A 15,830-nucleotide genomic window follows, 5' to 3' on the forward strand; every position below is an offset into this window, starting at 1 on the left:
CCGTTCAGGAGGCCGAGAGGCCCACGTGGGCCAGGGCCTGGCGCAGCAGGAAGCCGTGCCCGCCGGGCATCTCGCTCTGCACCGCGAGCGACGCGGCCTCCTGCGGGCTGAACCACACCAGGTCCAGCGCGTCCTGCCGGGGCCGGCAGTCGCCGGTCACCGGCACGATGTAGGCCAGCGACACCGCGTGCTGGCGGGGATCGTGGTACGGCGTGATGCCCTGCGTGGGGAAGTACTCGGCCACCGTGAACGGCTGGAGCGAGGTCGGCACTCGGGGCAACGCCACCGGTCCGAGGTCCTTCTCCAGGTGGCGCAGCAGGGCGTCCCGGACGCGTTCGTGGTGCAGGACGCGGCCGGAGACGAGGGTCCGGTTGACGTTGCCGTCCGGCCCGATCCGCAACAGCAGGCCGACGCTGGTGACTTCGCCGCTGTCGTCGACGCGCACCGGCACGGCCTCGACGTAGAGGATCGGCATACGGGCGCGCGCCATCTCGAGCTCGTCGGCGCTCAGCCAACCCGGAGTGGTTTCGGTCAAGTCAGACATTGTTCGATCATACTTTCAGTGTCCGTCGGGAAGCCGGTAGACCCGGCGGGCGTTGTCGGCTGCGGCCCAGCTGGCCAGGCGCAGCGCGTCGGGCAGGCTCAGCTCGTCGGCGTCCACCCGGTCCTGGAGCAGCTCGCCCAGTCCCCTGCGGAACGCCAGTGCGCCGAGCCCGTAGAACTCGGCCAGACCATAGGCGTCGGAGCTGTACAGCAGTTTGCGGAACGGTGTGATCTCCAGCGCCTCCTCCAGGACCGCCCGCGCGCGCACGGGACCGACGTGGTGCAGGGTGAGCCCCACGTCCAGATACACCTGCTCGAACACCGCGGCCAGGAAACCGGCCTGCCGTTGGTAGGGCCAGCAGTGCAGGAGCAGCACCGGGATCGTGCCCGCCGTGAGGTGCAGCCAGTCCGTGAGATGCGTGGGGTCCACCCGGTGCAGGCGGATGTCGTGGTCGCCGAAGCCGGTGTGCAGCTGCAGCGGCAGCCCGAGGTCGACGGCGGTCCACAGCAGGTGCCGCACCAGCACCGGCTCGTCCAGCCGTCCGCCGCGCGCCAGCCAGCGCCGTGCGGCCCGGGCGACCTCCTGGTCCGCGGGCCGGGCCGGGTCGAGCTGGAATCCCGTGCGGTACGCGGCCACCGACTTCACCGCGATCACCCCGGGCCGCCGGACCGCGTCCAGCGCGGCCGCCCGGAACGCGTCGGCGTATCCGCCGGCGTCGACGCCCCGCGCGGCGACGGCCTCGGCGACCGACTCCAGCCGGACGACCTCGTGGCCGACCGCCGTGCCCGCGGTCCCGGCGAGCTCCGCCACGGTCGTGACGCGGTGCGGGGCGAACCCGGTGTCGACGCAGAACACCCCGGTGCGGGCGGCCGTGAGGAACCGCCGGTTCACCTCCGCGGGGCCCAGCTCGGCGCGCCGGGCGAGATAGACGTCGGCGGGGGCGTGCCGTTCCAGGTCCAGCAGGGGCGCGCAGTGCCGGCGCACGGCCACACCCACCGGGGTGTCGAAGGTCGACACGCCGGGCCAGGAGTCGCCCTCGGTGAGCAGGGCCTCGAACCCGGGCCGGTCCAGGGGATCGACGACGACGCCGTGGCAGTGGTGGTCCACCAGCTCCAGCCCGGCCAGCGCCTCGTGGACCGATCCGCCGGCCATGTCAGTACTTCCAGCGGTAGGCCGCCGCCACCTGCTCGTCGTCGAGGCCGTCGACGGCGTCGATCTCGCCCTGCCGCACGGCGGTCACCGCGTCGGCGAGGACCGGCCCGAGCGCGGCCCGCAGCACCTCGTCCCCGCGGAAGGCGGCGACCGCCTCGGCCAGGGAGGCCGGCAGCCGCCGCACGCTCCGGGCGGCGGCCTCCTCGGCGTCCAGCCGCACCGGGTCCCCCCGCGTCTCCTCCGGCAGGGCGGCGCCCGACGTCAGGCCGGCCAGCCCCGCGGCGATCAGACAGCCGAGGGCGAGATAGGGGTTGGCGGCCAGGTCGACCGGCTTGACCTCCAGGTTCGCCTGCTCCGTGCGCCGGCCCGCGGTGCCCCGCACCAGACGCAGCGCGCACTCGCGGGTCTCCAGGCCCCAGGCGGTGAACACCCCCGCCCACTGGGAGGGCTTGAGGCGCAGATAGCTCGCCGGGCTGGGCGCGGTGACCGCGGTGAGAGCCGGCAGCCGGGCCAGGACGCCCGCCGCGAAGGCCTCCGCGTCGGCGGTCATGCCGTGCCGTCGCTCGCCGCCCGTGTGCAGGTTCACGCCCTCGCGCCAGGCGGACAGATGGACGTGCCCGCCGTTGCCGACGCCTCGGGCGAGGACCGCGGGGGAGAAGGAGACCCGCAGGCCGTGCCGCAGGGCCACCGCGCGGATCGTCTGGCGGACGAGCACGCTGCGGTCGGCCGCCGCCACCGGGTCGAGGGCGCCCACCGAGATCTCGAACTGGCCGGGCGCGTACTCGGGATGGATCTGCTCGACGCCGACGCCCTGTGCCGCGCACGCGGCCAGCAGCTCGGCGGTGTACTCGCTCAGCTCGATCTGCCGGGCCGCGCCGTACGCCGGGCCCGTGGTGGCCGGGACGAACTCCCCGCCGGGCGCGGAGTCCAGGCCGACCGCCCACTCGATCTCGAAGGCCGCCTTGAAGCGCAGCCCGTGCGCGCGGGCCGCGTCCGCGACGACGTGCCGCAGGAAGGTGCGGGAGCATCCGGGATGCCGTCCGCCGTCCTGGGTGACGCGGTCGACCGGAGCCCAGGCCCAGCCCGGCTGGCCCGCCAGGACCGTCAGCCGGTCCAGGTCGGGGTAGAGGCGCAGGTCGCCGTCGGGGGAGCCCAGCACGTCCGTGGCGACGACGGCGTCGTTCGCGAGGAACGTGTCGAACACCGGCGACATGCCGACGCCCCAGGCCGCCGCCGAGGCCAGGGCGGACGTGGGGACCGTCTTCACCCTGCCGATGCCCGCGGTGTCGACGTAGGCCAGGACGACTCCGTGGACGCCTCTCCCGGTCAGCTCCCCGGACAGCGCGCCCGCCCGCTCGACGTCTCCGGGACGCCCGCCCGGGACGGGATCGGCGAGGGTGGTCATACGTCCTCCACAGCGGTGCGATCAGAGCGCCCCGGAACCCGGCGGGGCCGGGCGGGCGGGAGCGCGTGCCGGACGTGTGTCAGGGTTTCACGGCCACCGCGCCGTACTGCGGCACCACCGCGAGGGAGTCGGCCTCCCCGCGCCAGCGTGAGCACGACACCAGGCCCGGCTCCAGCAGCTCCAGGCCGTCGAAGAACGCGGCGATCTCCGCGCCGCTGCGGGCGGTGATCGGCGGTTTGGCGTTCTCGTTCCAGAACTTCATCGCCGGGATCTGGCCCTCGCCGCCCACCTCACCGTCGTGGGTGGGATGCGTCAGGACCAGGAAGCTCCCGGAGGGGACGTCGGCCATGACCTTGCGGACGATGTCCCGCGCCGCCTCCACGTCCAGGACGAAGTTCAGGATGCCCAGCATCATCACCGCGACCGGGCGGGTGAAGTCCAGGGTGCTGGCGGCGCGTTCGAGGATCGCGGCCGGGTCGTGCACATCGGCGTCGATGTAGTCGGTGACGCCCTCGGGCGTGCCGGTCAGCAGGGTGCGCGCGTGCGCCAGCACGATGGGATCGTTGTCGACGTAGACGATCCGCGCGTCGGGCGCGACGCGCTGCGCGATCTCGTGGGTGTTGTCGGCCGTCGGCAGGCCGGTGCCGATGTCGAGGAACTGCCGCACCCCGCGCTCCTCGGCGAGGTGGCGGACCGCCTGCCCGAGGAACCAGCGGTCCGCGCGGGCGATGTCCCGGATGAGCGGGAACATCCCCGCGACGTGTTCGCCGACCCCGCGGTCGACCTCGTAGTTGTCCTTGCCGCCGATCCAGTAGTTCCACACCCGCGCGTTGTGCGCCACGCTGGTGTCCAGCCGTGCCGGCCCGCTCACGTGACCGCCCCTTCCCACGTCCCGGCCCCTGTCGCGGGCCCCAGGCCGTCATTGTGCCGCCGGATGATCACCGCTGTCCCCGGTAGGGTGAAAAACCGCTGATCCCGTACAGGAAGCACGACATGCCCTACACCCACGTCCCCGGTCCGACCGCTCCCGAGCCGCCGGCCGCCGCCGCCGACATACGCCTGGTCGTCACCGACATGGACGGCACCCTGCTCGACGACGACAAGCGGATCCCGGCGGGGCTGTGGGAGGTGCTGGAGCGGCTGCGCGAGCGCGGCGTGCTGTTCAGCCCGGCGAGCGGACGCCAGTACGCGTCCCTGGCCCGGGAGTTCGCCGAGGTGGCCGAGGGCATGGTGTTCATCGCGGAGAACGGCGCCTACGTGGTGCGCGACGGCGAGGAGCTGAGCTCCGACCCGCTGGACCCGGACGTCGTCGCGCGGGTGGTGGCGCAGGCGCGGCGGCTCACGGCCGACGGCGTCGACATGGGCGTCGTCGTCTGCGGCAAGCGGTCGGCGTACGTCGAGCGGTCCGACGAGCCCTTCCTGGCCGAGGTGGCCAGGTACTACGTCCGCCACCAGGTCGTCGGGGACGTCGCCGCCGTCGACGACGAGATCGTCAAGGTCGCCCTGTTCGACTTCGGGTCCGCCGAGGAGCGCACCGCCCCGGCGCTGGCGTCCTTCGCGCACACCCACCAGGTCGTGGTCTCCGGCGAGCACTGGGTCGACGTCATGAACCGCACCGCCCACAAGGGCGCGGCCCTGCGCCGGCTCCAGCGGGAGCTGGGCATCACGCCCGCGCAGACCATGGTCTTCGGCGACTACCTCAACGACCTGGAGATGCTGGACGCCGCCGAGTGGTCCTTCGCCATGACGGGCGCCCACCCGGAGGTCGTCCGCCGGGCCCGTCATCTGGCCCCGTCCAACAACGACAACGGCGTGCTGCGCACCGTCGTCCGCCTGCTCGGCCTGCCGGTGGCCGGGCTCTGACCCGGACGGCCGCAGACCGCGCCCCGCGCCCCGCACCCCGCCACACCGTCCGTCCGGCCGTCCGGCCCTAGGCTTCAGGCAGTGCAGGAGAGGGGAGCGCCATGCGTCGAGCGGCCGTCGTCGCCCGTCTGACCCGGGAGATCACCCCGGGGCTCGACCCCGGGGAACCGCCCGGTGACCTGGCGGACTTCTACCAGGACCTGCACCGCCATCCGGAGCTGTCCTTCCGGGAGCACCGCACCGCCGCGAAGCTCGCCGGGCGGCTGCGCGCGGCCGGGTACGAGGTGACCGACGGCGTGGCGCGAACGGGCGTCGTCGGGGTCCTCGTGAACGGGGAGGGGCCGGTGGTGTGGCTGCGCGGCGACATGGACGCGCTGCCGGTGCGCGAGGCGACCGGCCTGTCCTACGCCTCGGGCGTCGACGGCGTGATGCACGCCTGCGGCCACGATCTGCACGTGACGTGGCTGGCGGCCGCCGCGGAGGCGCTCGCCGCCGCCCGCGAGACGTGGTCGGGGACGCTCGTCGTGGTCGGCCAGCCCGCCGAGGAGGCCGGGGGCGGCGCGGCGGCGATGGTGGCGGACGGGATCCACGACCGTTTCCCCCGTCCCGACGTGCTGTTCGGCCAGCATGTGGCGCCGGGGCTCGCCGGGTTCTACCCGCACACTCCCGGACTGACCCTGTCCGCCTCGGACGACGTCGACGTCGTCGTGCACGGCGTGGGCGGGCACGGTTCGCGGCCCGAGTCGACCGTCGATCCGGTCGTGACGGCCGCGTACATCGTGACCCGGCTGCAGACCGTCGTCTCGCGCGAGGTCGCGGCGAACGAGGCCGTGGTGCTCACCGTGGGGCGCTTCCACGCCGGCACGACGTCCAACATCATCCCCGCCGAGGCGCGGCTCGGGCTCAACGTGCGCACCCAGGACGTCCGGGTGCGCGAGCGCGTCTTCGCCGCGATCCGGCGGGTGGTGGAGGCGGAGTGCGCGGCCGCCGGCTGTCCGCTGCCGCCGGACGTGACCGTGCTCCCCGGCTGTCCGAACACCGTCAACGACGCTTCGCTGGACGGTGAGATCGCCGCCGTCCACGGTGAACTCTTCGGCCCGGGAACGGTGTTCGACTTCGGCCAGGCGGTGGGCAGCGAGGACTTCTCCCTCCTGGCCCCGCGGGGTGTGCCGTACGACTACTGGTATGTGACCTCGACCCCGGCGGCCGTCTGGGAGACGGCGCCGGGGGAGGATCTGAAGGAGAAGGTGGCCGCGGTGCCGGGAAACCACAGCCCGTTGTTCGCACCGGACCTGTCGGTGCTGGGCCCGGGCGTGCGCACACTGGTGTCGGCGGCGCTGTCCCGGCTCGCCGGCTGAGGCGCCGCGGGGCGGCGCCGGCGGCGGAACCCGGGCCCCGGCCCGGGCGACCACGCCCGAGCGGCGACCGGGCCCGCGGCCCGAGAGGCCGGGACGGACGGCCCGAGCGACCGGGGCTACGGCCTGAGCGGATCGTGCCCGATCGTCATCAGGCGGTGGCGGCGGCGCGTCTCCTGCGCCTCGGGCTCGTTCTCCGTGGCCGCCTGCTCGGCGACGGTGTCCACGACCCGGTACATGACCTGGACGTCCTCGTCGGTCAGGTCGGTGCGCCGCTTCTGCAGGATCGCGAGGACATGCTGCCCGGTCGGGCTGCCCGCCTGCTCGGGCAGCGGCTCCGCGTTCTCGTCGGCGTCGCGCACCCGCAGCCAGGCGGCCAGCTCCTGCGAGGTCATGTTCACGGCGCGGTGGAAGTCCTCCCACAGCGCGTCCAGTTCCAGGGCGTCGGTCATGCAGGCCTCTCTCCCGTTCGGTCCGGGCGCCTCACTTCTCCTGCGGCCAGTTCTCCGCCTCGAACATCCAGCGCTGCTTCTCCAGCTCGGCGGTGATGGCGATCAGCAGGTCCTGGGTGACCGGGTCGGCCTCGTCGGTCGCCGAGATGCGCTCGCGCAGCCGGGAGATGGCCGCCCCCAGGGTCTCCGCGATCACCCGGACGACGTCCTCGTCGCGCAGCCAGCCGTCCTTGGGGGAGGGCAGGGTGAAGGCCGAGGCGATCGTCTCGGGGCGGCCGTCCGGCGGCAGCCCCAGCGCCGCGGCGCGCTCGGCGACCGTGTCCGCGAAGCCACGGGCCGTGGTGACGACCTCGTCCAGCTGGAGGTGGATCGAGCGGAAGCGCGGGCCCACGATGTTCCAGTGCGCCTGCTTCCCGATCAGGGAGAGGCCCAGAAGGTCCACGAGGGTGGTCTGCAACGCGTCGAAGGTGACCTGGCGGGCGGGTTCGGGCAGCGGGCTCTTCACGACAGTCATACGGGACTCCTCCTCTTCGCGTCATGCCTGGCGGCACGGAGCAGTTCCGCGCGATCGTCCTCGCCGGTGCCGCCCCACACCCCCGACGTCTGTGCGGTGTCCAGGGCATAGGACAGACAGGCGGCGCTGACCCGGCACCGGGCGCACACGCGTTTGGCCTCGGCGGCCTCCCGCAGCGCCGGCCCGGTCGTGCCCACGGGGAAGAACATCTCGGGGTCCTCGCCCACGCAGGCGGCAGCGCGCAACCACTCCATGAGGGCGCGGGTGCCCCGGGCGAACCGCTGCAAACAGGGGGTTTGCCCTTTCCGTCTCAGGACGGGACGACACCGTCCAGGAACCGCGTCACGTCCGCGAACACCTCGGCCCTGTTCGTCTCCTGGAAGACCTCGTGCCGGGCGCCCGGGTAGATCCGCTCGGTGTGGGCGCCCGCGGCCAGTCGCTCCACGCCGAGGCGGCTGCCGGCCGGCGGGACCAGTCGGTCGTCCTCGCCGTGCAGCCACAGCACGGGCAGCGGGCCGACGTCCCCCTCCTCGGCGACGGTCGCCAGGGTCCGCACGAAGGCCTCCAGCGTCGGCCGCTTCATCGGCCCGTGCCAGACCAGCGGATCCGCCGCGTAGGCCGCCCCGACCGCCGGGTCGCGGGAGAGGGCGGCCGGGCTGACGGGAACGTCCGGGATCTCCTCGTGCGCGAGCAGCCTGCCGGGCAGCTCCCAGAGGCCGATCACCGGTCCGGACAGCACGAGTGCGGCGAGCCGGTCGCCGTGGCGCTGGGCGTACCGGGCCGCGATCAGGCCGCCCATCGAGTGCCCGATCACGACCAGGGGGAGGCCGGGGCGGGCGGAGCGGGCCAGTTCGGCCGCGCGGTGCACGTCGTCGACCACGTCCTCGAAGTCCTCGACCACCACGCGCTCGCCGGCCGATCTGCCGTGCCCCGCGTGGTCGGGCGCGTACACGGCCGCGCCGTGCCCGGCGAGGACGCCGGCGAGTTCGGCGTAGCGGCCGGAGTGCTCGCCGTAGCCGTGCACCAGGAGGGCGAGGTAGCGCGGGCGCGGGCCGGACCGCTCCAGCACGGCGATCGCGCCGCGGGTCCCGGTGAGGACGTGTCGGGGCATCGCGCCTCCAGCTGGGTCGGCGAACTCTCCGAGGATCTTCCCAGGGGGTCGGGCCGGGGTCTATAGTCCAAAACTAGCAGTGCTAATCAAGGAGTCCGCTCGTGCGTCCCGTCCACTTCGCGGCCGCCCGCCGCACCCCCGTCGGAAGACTGCGCGGAGCCCTGTCCTCCGTCCGGCCCGACGACCTCGCCGCGACCGTCATCCGGGGTCTGGTCGCCGACGTGCCCGCGCTCGACCCGGCCCGCATCGACGACGTCTACTGGGGCGCCGCCAACCAGGCCGGCGAGGACAACCGCAACGTCGCCCGCATGGCCGCCCTCCTCGCGGGCCTGCCCGAGACCGTGCCCGGCGCCACCGTGAACCGGCTGTGCGCCTCCGGACTGGAGGCCGTCACGACCGCGGCCCGCACCATCGCCGCGGGCGAGGCCGACATCGTGCTCGCGGGCGGCTCCGAGTCGATGAGCCGTGCCCCCTTCGTGCTGGCCCGCCCCGACGAGGCCCTCCCGCACCGCGTGGAGACCGTCGACACCCGGCTCGGCTGGCGGCTGGTCAACCCCGCGATGAAGGACCTGCACGGCCTGCTCGCGATGGGGGAGACGGCCGAGGAGGTCGCCGCACGCTACGGCATCGCGCGCGAACGCCAGGACGCGTTCGCCCTGCGCAGTCACCGGCTGGCCGCGCTCGCCCGCAAGGACGGCCACTTCGACGACGAACTGCTGCCCGTGCGGCGTCCCGACGGCGTGGTCGTCGACGCCGACGAGGGCATCCGCGAGGACACCTCCTACGAGAAGCTGGCGGGGCTCAAACCCGTCTTCCGGGAGGGCGGCACGGTCACCGCGGGCAACGCCTCCCCGATGAACGACGGCGCCGCGGGCCTGCTTCTCGTCAGCGAGGAGGCGCTCAACGAGCTGGGACTGGAGTCCCTGGGCCGCTACGTCGCGGGCGCCTCCGCCGGCGTCCACCCCGACGTGATGGGCATCGGGCCGGTTCCCGCCACCCGCAAGGTGCTGGCCCGCGCCGAGTGGAGCGTCGACGACGTCCAGGAGGCCGAGTTCAACGAGGCGTTCGCCGCGCAGGTGCTCGCCTGCGTCGACCAGCTCGGCATCGACCCCGACCGGATCAACCCCAGCGGCGGTGCGATCGCCCTGGGCCATCCGCTGGGCTGCTCGGGCGCCCGCATCCTCACCACCCTGCTGCACCGCATGCGCCGCACCGGAGCGGAACGCGGCCTGGCCACGATGTGCGTGGGCGTCGGCCAGGGCAGCGCCCTCCTGGTCGAACGCCACTGACGGGACCGGCTCCGCCCGGCCGGACACCGACGCCGGCCCGGCCAGGTCATCAGGCGAGACGGGTCTGGGGGCGGCGAGCGGATGTGCGTAGCATCTACCTCCGCATGAACATGATGACGTTGTGGCACATCACCGGCTGGGGGTTCGCCGCGCTCGCCCTCGCGGCCCTGCTGGTCGGCTTCTCCAAGACGGCCGTCAGCGGCGCCAACACGGTCAGCCTCGCGATCTTCGCGGCGGTGCTGCCCGCCAGGGCCTCCACGGGCGTCCTGCTGCCGCTCCTGATCGCGGGCGACGTCCTGGCCGTCCTCACCTACCGGCGGCACGCCCACTGGCCCACGCTGTGGCGGCTGTTCCCGGCGGTCGCGGCCGGCGTGGTCCTCGGCACGGTGTTCCTGGTGTGGGCCGACGACGGCGTCGTGCGCACGTCCATCGGCGCGATCCTGCTGCTCATGGCGGGTGTCACGGTGTGGCGGCGCCGCACCGCCGAAGCGACGGACGAACCGGACGCCGTGGCCACCCGGTCGGGCCGGATCAAGGCCCGCTCCTACGGCGTCCTCGGCGGCTTCACCACGATGGTCGCCAACGCGGGCGGTCCGGTCATGTCGCTGTATCTGCTCTCGGCCGGCTTCCGCAAACTCGGCTTCCTCGGCACCTCCGCCTTCTTCTTCCTGATCGTCAACGTGGCCAAGGTGCCGTTCAGCGCGGGCCTCGGCCTGATCGACGGCCACTCGCTGCTCCTGGACCTCGCACTCGTCGCGTTCGTCGTCCCCGGCGCCCTGCTGGGCAAGTGGGCCGTGCACCGCATCAACCAGCGGCTATTCGAGCAGTTGGTGATCGCGGCGACGGTGGTGGGCGGCCTGCAACTCCTGCTGCGCTGAGGAGCCAAAGACCAGGCGGCTGCTGCTGCGGCGGTATGCGGCGCGAGGTGCGGCCGCCGGCCCGCCGTTCCCGCACGTGACGCGGCCCGCTCGGGTGCTACTCCCGGTCCGGGTGGCGGCGCAGCAGATAGGTGTCCATGATCCAGCCCTTGCGCTCACGGGCCTCGGCGCGCAGCCGCTCGATACGGGGTCCGGCCTCGGCGATCGGACCCGAGACGAGGATCTCGTCCGGGGTGCCGATGTAGGCGCCCCAGTAGATGTCGACGTCGTCCTCGGCGTACTGCCGGAAGGTCTGCTGGGCGTCGAGCATCACCACGACGTCGTCGACCCCCTCCGGGAACCCCTCGGCGAGCCGTCGGCCGGTCGTGATCTGCACCGGCCGCGCGACCCGGTTCAGACCCGTGCGATGCCGGGCGACGAGCGCCGAGACACTGCTGATGCCCGGGACCACGTCGTACTCGAAGGCCACCGCGCCCCGGGCCAGCACCTCCTGGAGGATGCCCAGCGTGCTGTCGTACAGCGCGGGGTCGCCCCACACCAGGAACGCGCCGCGCTGGTCCTCGCCGAGCTCCTCGGCGATCAGGCGTTCGTAGATGTCGGCGCGGGCGCTGCGCCAGTCGCCGACGGCGGGGGAGTAGGCCGCGCCCCCGGCCCGGCGGTCGCGCTCCGGATCCCGTGCCTCGACCACCCGGTAGCCGCCCTGGGGCAGGTGCGTGTCCAGCATGTCGTGGCGCAGTCGCGTCAGGTCGCTCTTCACCTCGCCCTTGTCCAGGACGAAGAACACGTCCGTGTCGCGCAGCGCCCGCACCGCCTGCAGGGTCAGCTGGTCGGGGTCGCCCGCGCCGATACCGATGACATGAATCCTTCGCACCCCACGAGTCTGCCGTACCCCGCTCTCGACGGCGGGGCCGGGTCAGCGCAGCCGCGGCGCCACGGCCCTCGCGTCCACGGCCGTGCCGGTGCGCTCCACCGAATCCGCCAGCTCCCGCGCCCAGCGCGCCAGCCCGGCGAGATCCAGCCCGTACGGCCGGTCCTCGCCGTTTGCCGCGGCCCACTCCCGCACGGCCGCGGCGCCGCGCCGCAGCAGCCGCGCCCCGCCCGCGAGGTTGCCCCGGGCCGCGTGCGTGAGGCCCACCGCGAGCTGGGCGAGCCCGCGCCACAGGGCGCGCTCGCCGTCGGGGCCCGACTTCCAGGCGTCCTCGAAGACCTCGTGCGCGTGGAACGGCTTCCCGGCGTCCAGCAGGGCCTGCGCCTCGGCGACCGTGTCCTGCGGGGTGCGCACGACGCCCTCCGGCTGCCGCTCCACCCCGTCCGCGCCGTACGGCAGGGGCCGTCCGAGCCCGTCCCGCGGCCGGGCGTTGCGCGCCCGCCCCTCGCCGTCGCGGTCCCGCCCGGCGGCGCTCCGGCCGCCGTTCGTGCCTCCTGTGCTGCCCCAACGGTCCATACGGCGATTGTCCCGCGCCCGGGCCGCTTTCGGCGCAGCGCCCGGCGTGGGGTAAAGTGCTGTTCGCGCGATCACACGGCGAACAGCCGTGGACAGCGCACCGGGACGTGGCGCAGCTTGGTAGCGCACTTGACTGGGGGTCAAGGGGTCGCAGGTTCAAATCCTGTCGTCCCGACTGGAGACAGTCGTAGGTCAGGGCCGGTTTCGGAGGCATCCGAAACCGGCCCTGACCCGTTCTCGGGGACCGGTTCAGTAGCTGCGCAGCCGGGGCGTCGGCGGCGAGATCGTCGTCGCGACCAAGCTCGGCGCCCGGCCGCTCGCGCCCGGCACCGACTACGTCGACAACCCCGAGGGTCTGTCCGCGAAGGTGATCCAGGAGGCCGCCGAACGGAGCCGGGAGCGGCTCGGCGTGGAGAGGCTGGATCTGCTCTACGCGCACATCGACGACCACACCGTCCCGCAGCGGGAGACCGTCGAGGCCTTCGCCGAGCTGGTCGCCGAGGGCACGGTCGGGCTGCTCGGGGTGAGCAACCAGGCCGTCTGGCGGGTGGAGCGGGCCCGCGCCCTGGCCGCCGCGGCCGGCCTGCCCGGGTACGAGGTGCTCCAGTACCAGCACAGTCATCTGCGTCCGCGCACCGACATCCCCGACGGACTCTTCCCCGACGGCAGCCTCGGCCATGCCGGCCCGGAGCTGCGCGGCTATCTGCGGGCGGAGCCCGGCCTGACCCTCGTCGCGTACTCGCCGTTGCTCAAAGGCGCGTACGTCCGCACGGACCGGCCGCTGCCGCCGGACTACGACCACCCGGGCACCCCGGCCCGGCTCGCCGTGCTGCGCGAGGTCGCCCGCGAGGCGGGCGCGAGCGTCAACCAGGTCGTGCTGGCCTGGCAGTTGGGCGGGCAGCTGCCGATCGTGCCGCTGGCCGGGGCGTCCTCGGTGGCACAGCTGGAGGAGAACTGGCCGCCGCCGACCTGGAGCTGACCGGGGAACAGCGCGCCCGGCTGGACGCCGCGCACTGAGTCCGGCGGGGTGACCGGGCGGTAACCGGGGAGGCTAGGCTGGGATCATGCCGTCCCCCCGCCGTACCGCCCGACAGTCCGAGCTGCTGGAACGACTTGTCGCGCTGCTGACGGCGGAGGGGTTCTCGGACTTCACGCTGGACGACCTCGCGGAGCGGCTGCGCTGCTCGAAGACGACCCTCTACCAGCTGGCCCGCAGCAAGCAGGGGCTGGTGGTGGAGGCCGTCAAGCACTACTTCCGCGGAGCGACCGAGGCCGTCGAGAAGCGGGTGGGGCAGACCGTCGACCCCTCCGACCGGGTGCGCGTGTACCTGAGCGCCGTCGCCGAGCAGCTGCGCCCGCTCTCGCGCCGGTTCCTGCAGGACGTCGCGGACTTCCCGCCCGCCCGCGAGGTGTACGAGGCGAACACGCGGATGGCCGCCGAGCGGGTGCGCCGGCTGATCGCCGAGGGCGTCTCCGACGGCGCCTTCCGCGAGGTGCACACCGCGTTCGTCGGCGAGGTGGCCGCCGCGACCATGCGCCAGATCCAGCAGGGCGAGCTCAAGGCGCGCACCGGGCTCACCGACGCGGAGGCGTACGAGCAGCTCGCCTCGCTGATCGTGCACGCCGTCTCGTCCTGACGCCGGGCGGCTCGTCCGCCGCGTTTCCCGCGTTTCCCGCGTTTTTCCGTGTTCCCTGAGTTTCCCGCGTCCCCCGCGCGCCCCCCGCGTTTCCCGCCGCGCGGGGTGCCGCGCAGCGCCCTGGTGGCGTACTGTTGATGATACGTTCGTACACACGCCAGTATCATTCTCGGTACTGTCAGCACTTCTACGTGGAGGTCACCATGCCTGCCACTCGCGCCCTGCCGACCGAGGAAGCCGTCGAGCTCATCCAGCTCACGCGCACCCTCGCCGCCAAGGAACTCGCACCCCGGGTCGCCGACGCGGAGGCGGACGGGGCGTTCCCCCGGGACGTCTTCCGCACCCTCGGGCGCAGCGGCCTGCTCGGGCTGCCCTTCGCCGAGGAGTTCGGCGGCGCGGACCAGCCCTACGAGGTCTACCTCCAGGTGCTGGAGGAGGTGGCCGCCGTCTGGTCGAGCGTCGCCGTGGGCATCTCCGTGCACGCCCTGTCCTGCTTCCCGCTGGCCCGCTTCGGCACCGACGAGCAGCGGCGCAACTGGCTGCCGGACATGCTCGGCGGGGAACTTCTCGGCGCGTACTGTCTGTCCGAGCCGCACGCCGGCTCCGATCCGGCGGCCATGCTCACCCGCGCGGTCCGCGACGGCGACTCCTACGTCCTCAACGGCTCCAAGGCCTGGACGACCCACGGCGGTTACGCCGACTTCTACACCGTGATGGCCCGCACCTCCGACGACCGCACCCACGGCATCTCCTGCTTCCTGATCCCGGCGGACGCCCCCGGGCTGAGCGCCGACCCGCCGGAGCGCAAGATGGGCCTGACGGGCTCGGCGACCGCGACCATGCGCCTCGACGACGTCCGGGTGCCCGTGGAGCGCCGGATCGGGGAGGAGGGGCAGGGCCTGAAGATCGCGCTCGCCTCCCTCGACTGCGGCCGGCTCGGCATCTCGGCCGTCGCCACGGGGCTCGCCCAGGGCGCGCTGGACCACGCGGTGCGCTACGCCCGCGAGCGGGAGACGTTCGGCAAGCCGATCATCGAGCACCAGGGCCTGGCGTTCGTGCTCGCCGACATGAGCGCCGCGATCGAGTCGGCGCGGGCCGCCGCGCTGTCCGCCGCCCGCCTGAAGGACATCGGCGTGCCCTTCACACGGGAGGCGTCCATCGCCAAACTCGTGGCCACGGACAACGCCATGAAGGTGACCACGGACGCCGTGCAGGTCCTCGGGGGGTACGGGTACACCCGTGACTTCCCGGTGGAGCGTTACATGCGCGAGGCCAAGGTCATGCAGATCTTCGAAGGAACCAACCAGATCCAGCGCATGATCATCTCCCGTGCGCTGGACCGCGACGAGGGCGGTGTGCTCACCGTCCTCGGCAAGGAGTGATGATGCAGCTCGAGAACACCGCCGCCCTCGTCACCGGCGGTGCGTCCGGCCTCGGCGCGGCCACCGCCGAGGCCCTCGCCGGGCGTGGCGCCCGGGTCTTCGCCCTCGACCTCAAGGACGGCGTCGACAAGGCGCCCGAGGTAGACGGCGTCACCTACGTCCCCGCCGACGTCACCGACCCCGAGCAGGTGCGCGCCGCCGTCGCGACGGCGGCCGGCTCCGGCGTCCCGCTGCGGACGGTGGTCAACTGCGCGGGCATCGGCCCGTCGGCGCGGATCCTCGGCAAGAAGGGCGTCCACGACCTGGGCCTGTACGCCAAGGTCATCCAGATCAACCTGATCGGCACCTTCAACGTGCTCGCCCTGGCCTCCGAGGTCATCGCCGGGACCGAGGCCGACGCGGACGGCCAGCGGGGCGTCATCGTCAACACCGCGTCCATCGCCGCGTACGACGGTCAGATCGGCCAGGCGGCCTACGCGTCCTCCAAGGGCGGGGTCGTCGGGCTGACGCTGCCCGCCGCGCGCGACCTCGCGCAGTACGGCATCCGGGTGTGCACCATCGCCCCGGGCATCGTGGAGACGCCGATGCTGGCCACCGTGTCGGAGGAGTTCCGGGCCGGGCTCGCGGCCGGCGTGCCCTTCCCGCGCCGGCTGGCCCGCCCCGAGGAGTACGCGCAGCTCGTGCTGTCGATCGTCGACCACGACTACCTCAACGGCGAGACCATCAGGATGGACGGCGCGCTGCGGATGGCCCCCAGGTAGTTCCCCGGGGGCGGCCCGTGCCGGCCCCTCGGGCCCCGGGCGG

General features: G+C 73.6%; 17 protein-coding genes, 1 tRNA gene and 1 pseudogene. 9 read left to right on the top strand and 10 right to left on the bottom strand.

Translation table 11 applies throughout. The features are described 5' to 3' along the window. Positions 1–4: 4 nt before the first annotated feature. From Sri02f_RS28915 to Sri02f_RS28930, 4 genes are all read right to left on the bottom strand, one after another. Positions 5–544, bottom strand: a complete 540-nt coding sequence (locus tag Sri02f_RS28915) for an NUDIX hydrolase family protein (RefSeq protein ID WP_107450828.1) — start codon at positions 542–544, stop codon at positions 5–7. A 15-nt stretch (positions 545–559) separates the two neighbouring features. After that, positions 560–1,696 carry an amidohydrolase family protein gene (locus Sri02f_RS28920; RefSeq protein ID WP_109004265.1) on the bottom strand — a complete coding sequence of 379 codons (1,137 nt, stop codon included), beginning with the start codon at positions 1,694–1,696 and terminating at the stop codon, positions 560–562. Position 1,697: 1 nt separating this feature from the next. Next, entirely contained in the window at positions 1,698–3,101 is a 1,404-nt protein-coding gene (locus tag Sri02f_RS28925; RefSeq protein ID WP_109004266.1) for a type I glutamate--ammonia ligase, read from the bottom strand. Positions 3,102–3,180: 79 nt separating this feature from the next. Next, positions 3,181–3,972 carry an SAM-dependent methyltransferase gene (locus Sri02f_RS28930; protein ID WP_174855720.1) on the bottom strand — a complete coding sequence of 264 codons (792 nt, stop codon included), beginning with the start codon at positions 3,970–3,972 and terminating at the stop codon, positions 3,181–3,183. A gap of 122 nt (positions 3,973–4,094) precedes the next feature. Here Sri02f_RS28930 and Sri02f_RS28935 point away from each other — a divergent pair, with 122 nt between their 5' ends. Together Sri02f_RS28935 and Sri02f_RS28940 are read left to right on the top strand one after the other, a co-directional pair. Next, a complete protein-coding gene (locus tag Sri02f_RS28935; RefSeq protein WP_109004268.1) occupies positions 4,095–4,964 on the top strand; it encodes a Cof-type HAD-IIB family hydrolase in 870 nt (289 codons plus the stop codon). A 101-nt stretch (positions 4,965–5,065) separates the two neighbouring features. Beyond that, positions 5,066–6,322: an amidohydrolase gene (locus Sri02f_RS28940; protein ID WP_109004269.1), complete on the top strand. Its 1,257-nt coding sequence runs from the start codon at positions 5,066–5,068 to the stop codon at positions 6,320–6,322. Positions 6,323–6,438: 116 nt separating this feature from the next. On the opposite strand, the gene Sri02f_RS28945 is transcribed toward Sri02f_RS28940, so the two are convergent. The 4 genes from Sri02f_RS28945 to Sri02f_RS28960 are packed head-to-tail and all read right to left on the bottom strand — an operon-like array spanning position 6,439 to position 8,396. Next, positions 6,439–6,771 (bottom strand): DUF3140 domain-containing protein, encoded by a 333-nt coding sequence (locus Sri02f_RS28945; RefSeq protein ID WP_109004270.1) that lies wholly within the window; start codon positions 6,769–6,771, stop codon positions 6,439–6,441. A gap of 31 nt (positions 6,772–6,802) precedes the next feature. Then, positions 6,803–7,285, bottom strand: coding sequence for a Dps family protein (locus Sri02f_RS28950; RefSeq protein ID WP_109004271.1), 483 nt, complete (start codon positions 7,283–7,285; stop codon positions 6,803–6,805). After that, positions 7,282–7,539: a WhiB family transcriptional regulator gene (locus tag Sri02f_RS28955; RefSeq protein ID WP_109004371.1), complete on the bottom strand. Its 258-nt coding sequence runs from the start codon at positions 7,537–7,539 to the stop codon at positions 7,282–7,284. Before Sri02f_RS28955 ends, Sri02f_RS28950 begins: the two co-directional genes overlap by 4 nt. A 56-nt stretch (positions 7,540–7,595) precedes the next feature. Next, positions 7,596–8,396 (bottom strand): alpha/beta hydrolase, encoded by an 801-nt coding sequence (locus tag Sri02f_RS28960; RefSeq protein ID WP_109004272.1) that lies wholly within the window; start codon positions 8,394–8,396, stop codon positions 7,596–7,598. Between the two features lie 101 nt (positions 8,397–8,497). Here Sri02f_RS28960 and Sri02f_RS28965 point away from each other — a divergent pair, with 101 nt between their 5' ends. Beyond that, positions 8,498–9,685, top strand: coding sequence for a thiolase family protein (locus Sri02f_RS28965; RefSeq protein WP_109004273.1), 1,188 nt, complete (start codon positions 8,498–8,500; stop codon positions 9,683–9,685). A 104-nt stretch (positions 9,686–9,789) separates the two neighbouring features. Next, positions 9,790–10,563: a sulfite exporter TauE/SafE family protein gene (locus tag Sri02f_RS28970; protein WP_109004274.1), complete on the top strand. Its 774-nt coding sequence runs from the start codon at positions 9,790–9,792 to the stop codon at positions 10,561–10,563. Between the two features lie 97 nt (positions 10,564–10,660). Here Sri02f_RS28970 and cobF read toward each other — a convergent pair whose 3' ends face one another. Both cobF and Sri02f_RS28980 read right to left on the bottom strand, forming a co-directional pair. Beyond that, positions 10,661–11,434: a precorrin-6A synthase (deacetylating) gene (gene cobF / locus Sri02f_RS28975; protein WP_109004275.1), complete on the bottom strand. Its 774-nt coding sequence runs from the start codon at positions 11,432–11,434 to the stop codon at positions 10,661–10,663. 42 nt (positions 11,435–11,476) lie between these two features. After that, positions 11,477–12,007, bottom strand: a complete 531-nt coding sequence (locus tag Sri02f_RS28980; protein ID WP_109004276.1) for a DUF309 domain-containing protein — start codon at positions 12,005–12,007, stop codon at positions 11,477–11,479. A 101-nt stretch (positions 12,008–12,108) separates the two neighbouring features. Here Sri02f_RS28980 and Sri02f_RS28985 point away from each other — a divergent pair. The 5 genes and pseudogenes from Sri02f_RS28985 to Sri02f_RS29005 all read left to right on the top strand — a co-directional run bounded on the left by Sri02f_RS28985 (position 12,109) and on the right by Sri02f_RS29005 (position 15,787). Continuing rightward, positions 12,109–12,182, top strand: a tRNA-Pro gene (locus tag Sri02f_RS28985). Between the two features lie 84 nt (positions 12,183–12,266). Next, positions 12,267–13,024: pseudogene (locus tag Sri02f_RS28990) on the top strand (aldo/keto reductase); the annotation flags it as partial. A gap of 47 nt (positions 13,025–13,071) precedes the next feature. Beyond that, complete coding sequence (locus tag Sri02f_RS28995) at positions 13,072–13,644, top strand: TetR/AcrR family transcriptional regulator (RefSeq protein ID WP_069772659.1); 573 nt, start codon at positions 13,072–13,074, stop codon at positions 13,642–13,644. A 203-nt stretch (positions 13,645–13,847) separates the two neighbouring features. Continuing rightward, positions 13,848–15,026: an acyl-CoA dehydrogenase family protein gene (locus Sri02f_RS29000; protein WP_109004277.1), complete on the top strand. Its 1,179-nt coding sequence runs from the start codon at positions 13,848–13,850 to the stop codon at positions 15,024–15,026. Between the two features lie 2 nt (positions 15,027–15,028). Further along, positions 15,029–15,787 (top strand): SDR family NAD(P)-dependent oxidoreductase, encoded by a 759-nt coding sequence (locus Sri02f_RS29005; protein WP_109004278.1) that lies wholly within the window; start codon positions 15,029–15,031, stop codon positions 15,785–15,787. Positions 15,788–15,830 lie beyond the last annotated feature (43 nt).

This window comes from Streptomyces rishiriensis (genome assembly GCF_003112535.1).
Lineage (GTDB): Bacteria > Actinomycetota > Actinomycetes > Streptomycetales > Streptomycetaceae > Streptomyces > Streptomyces rishiriensis.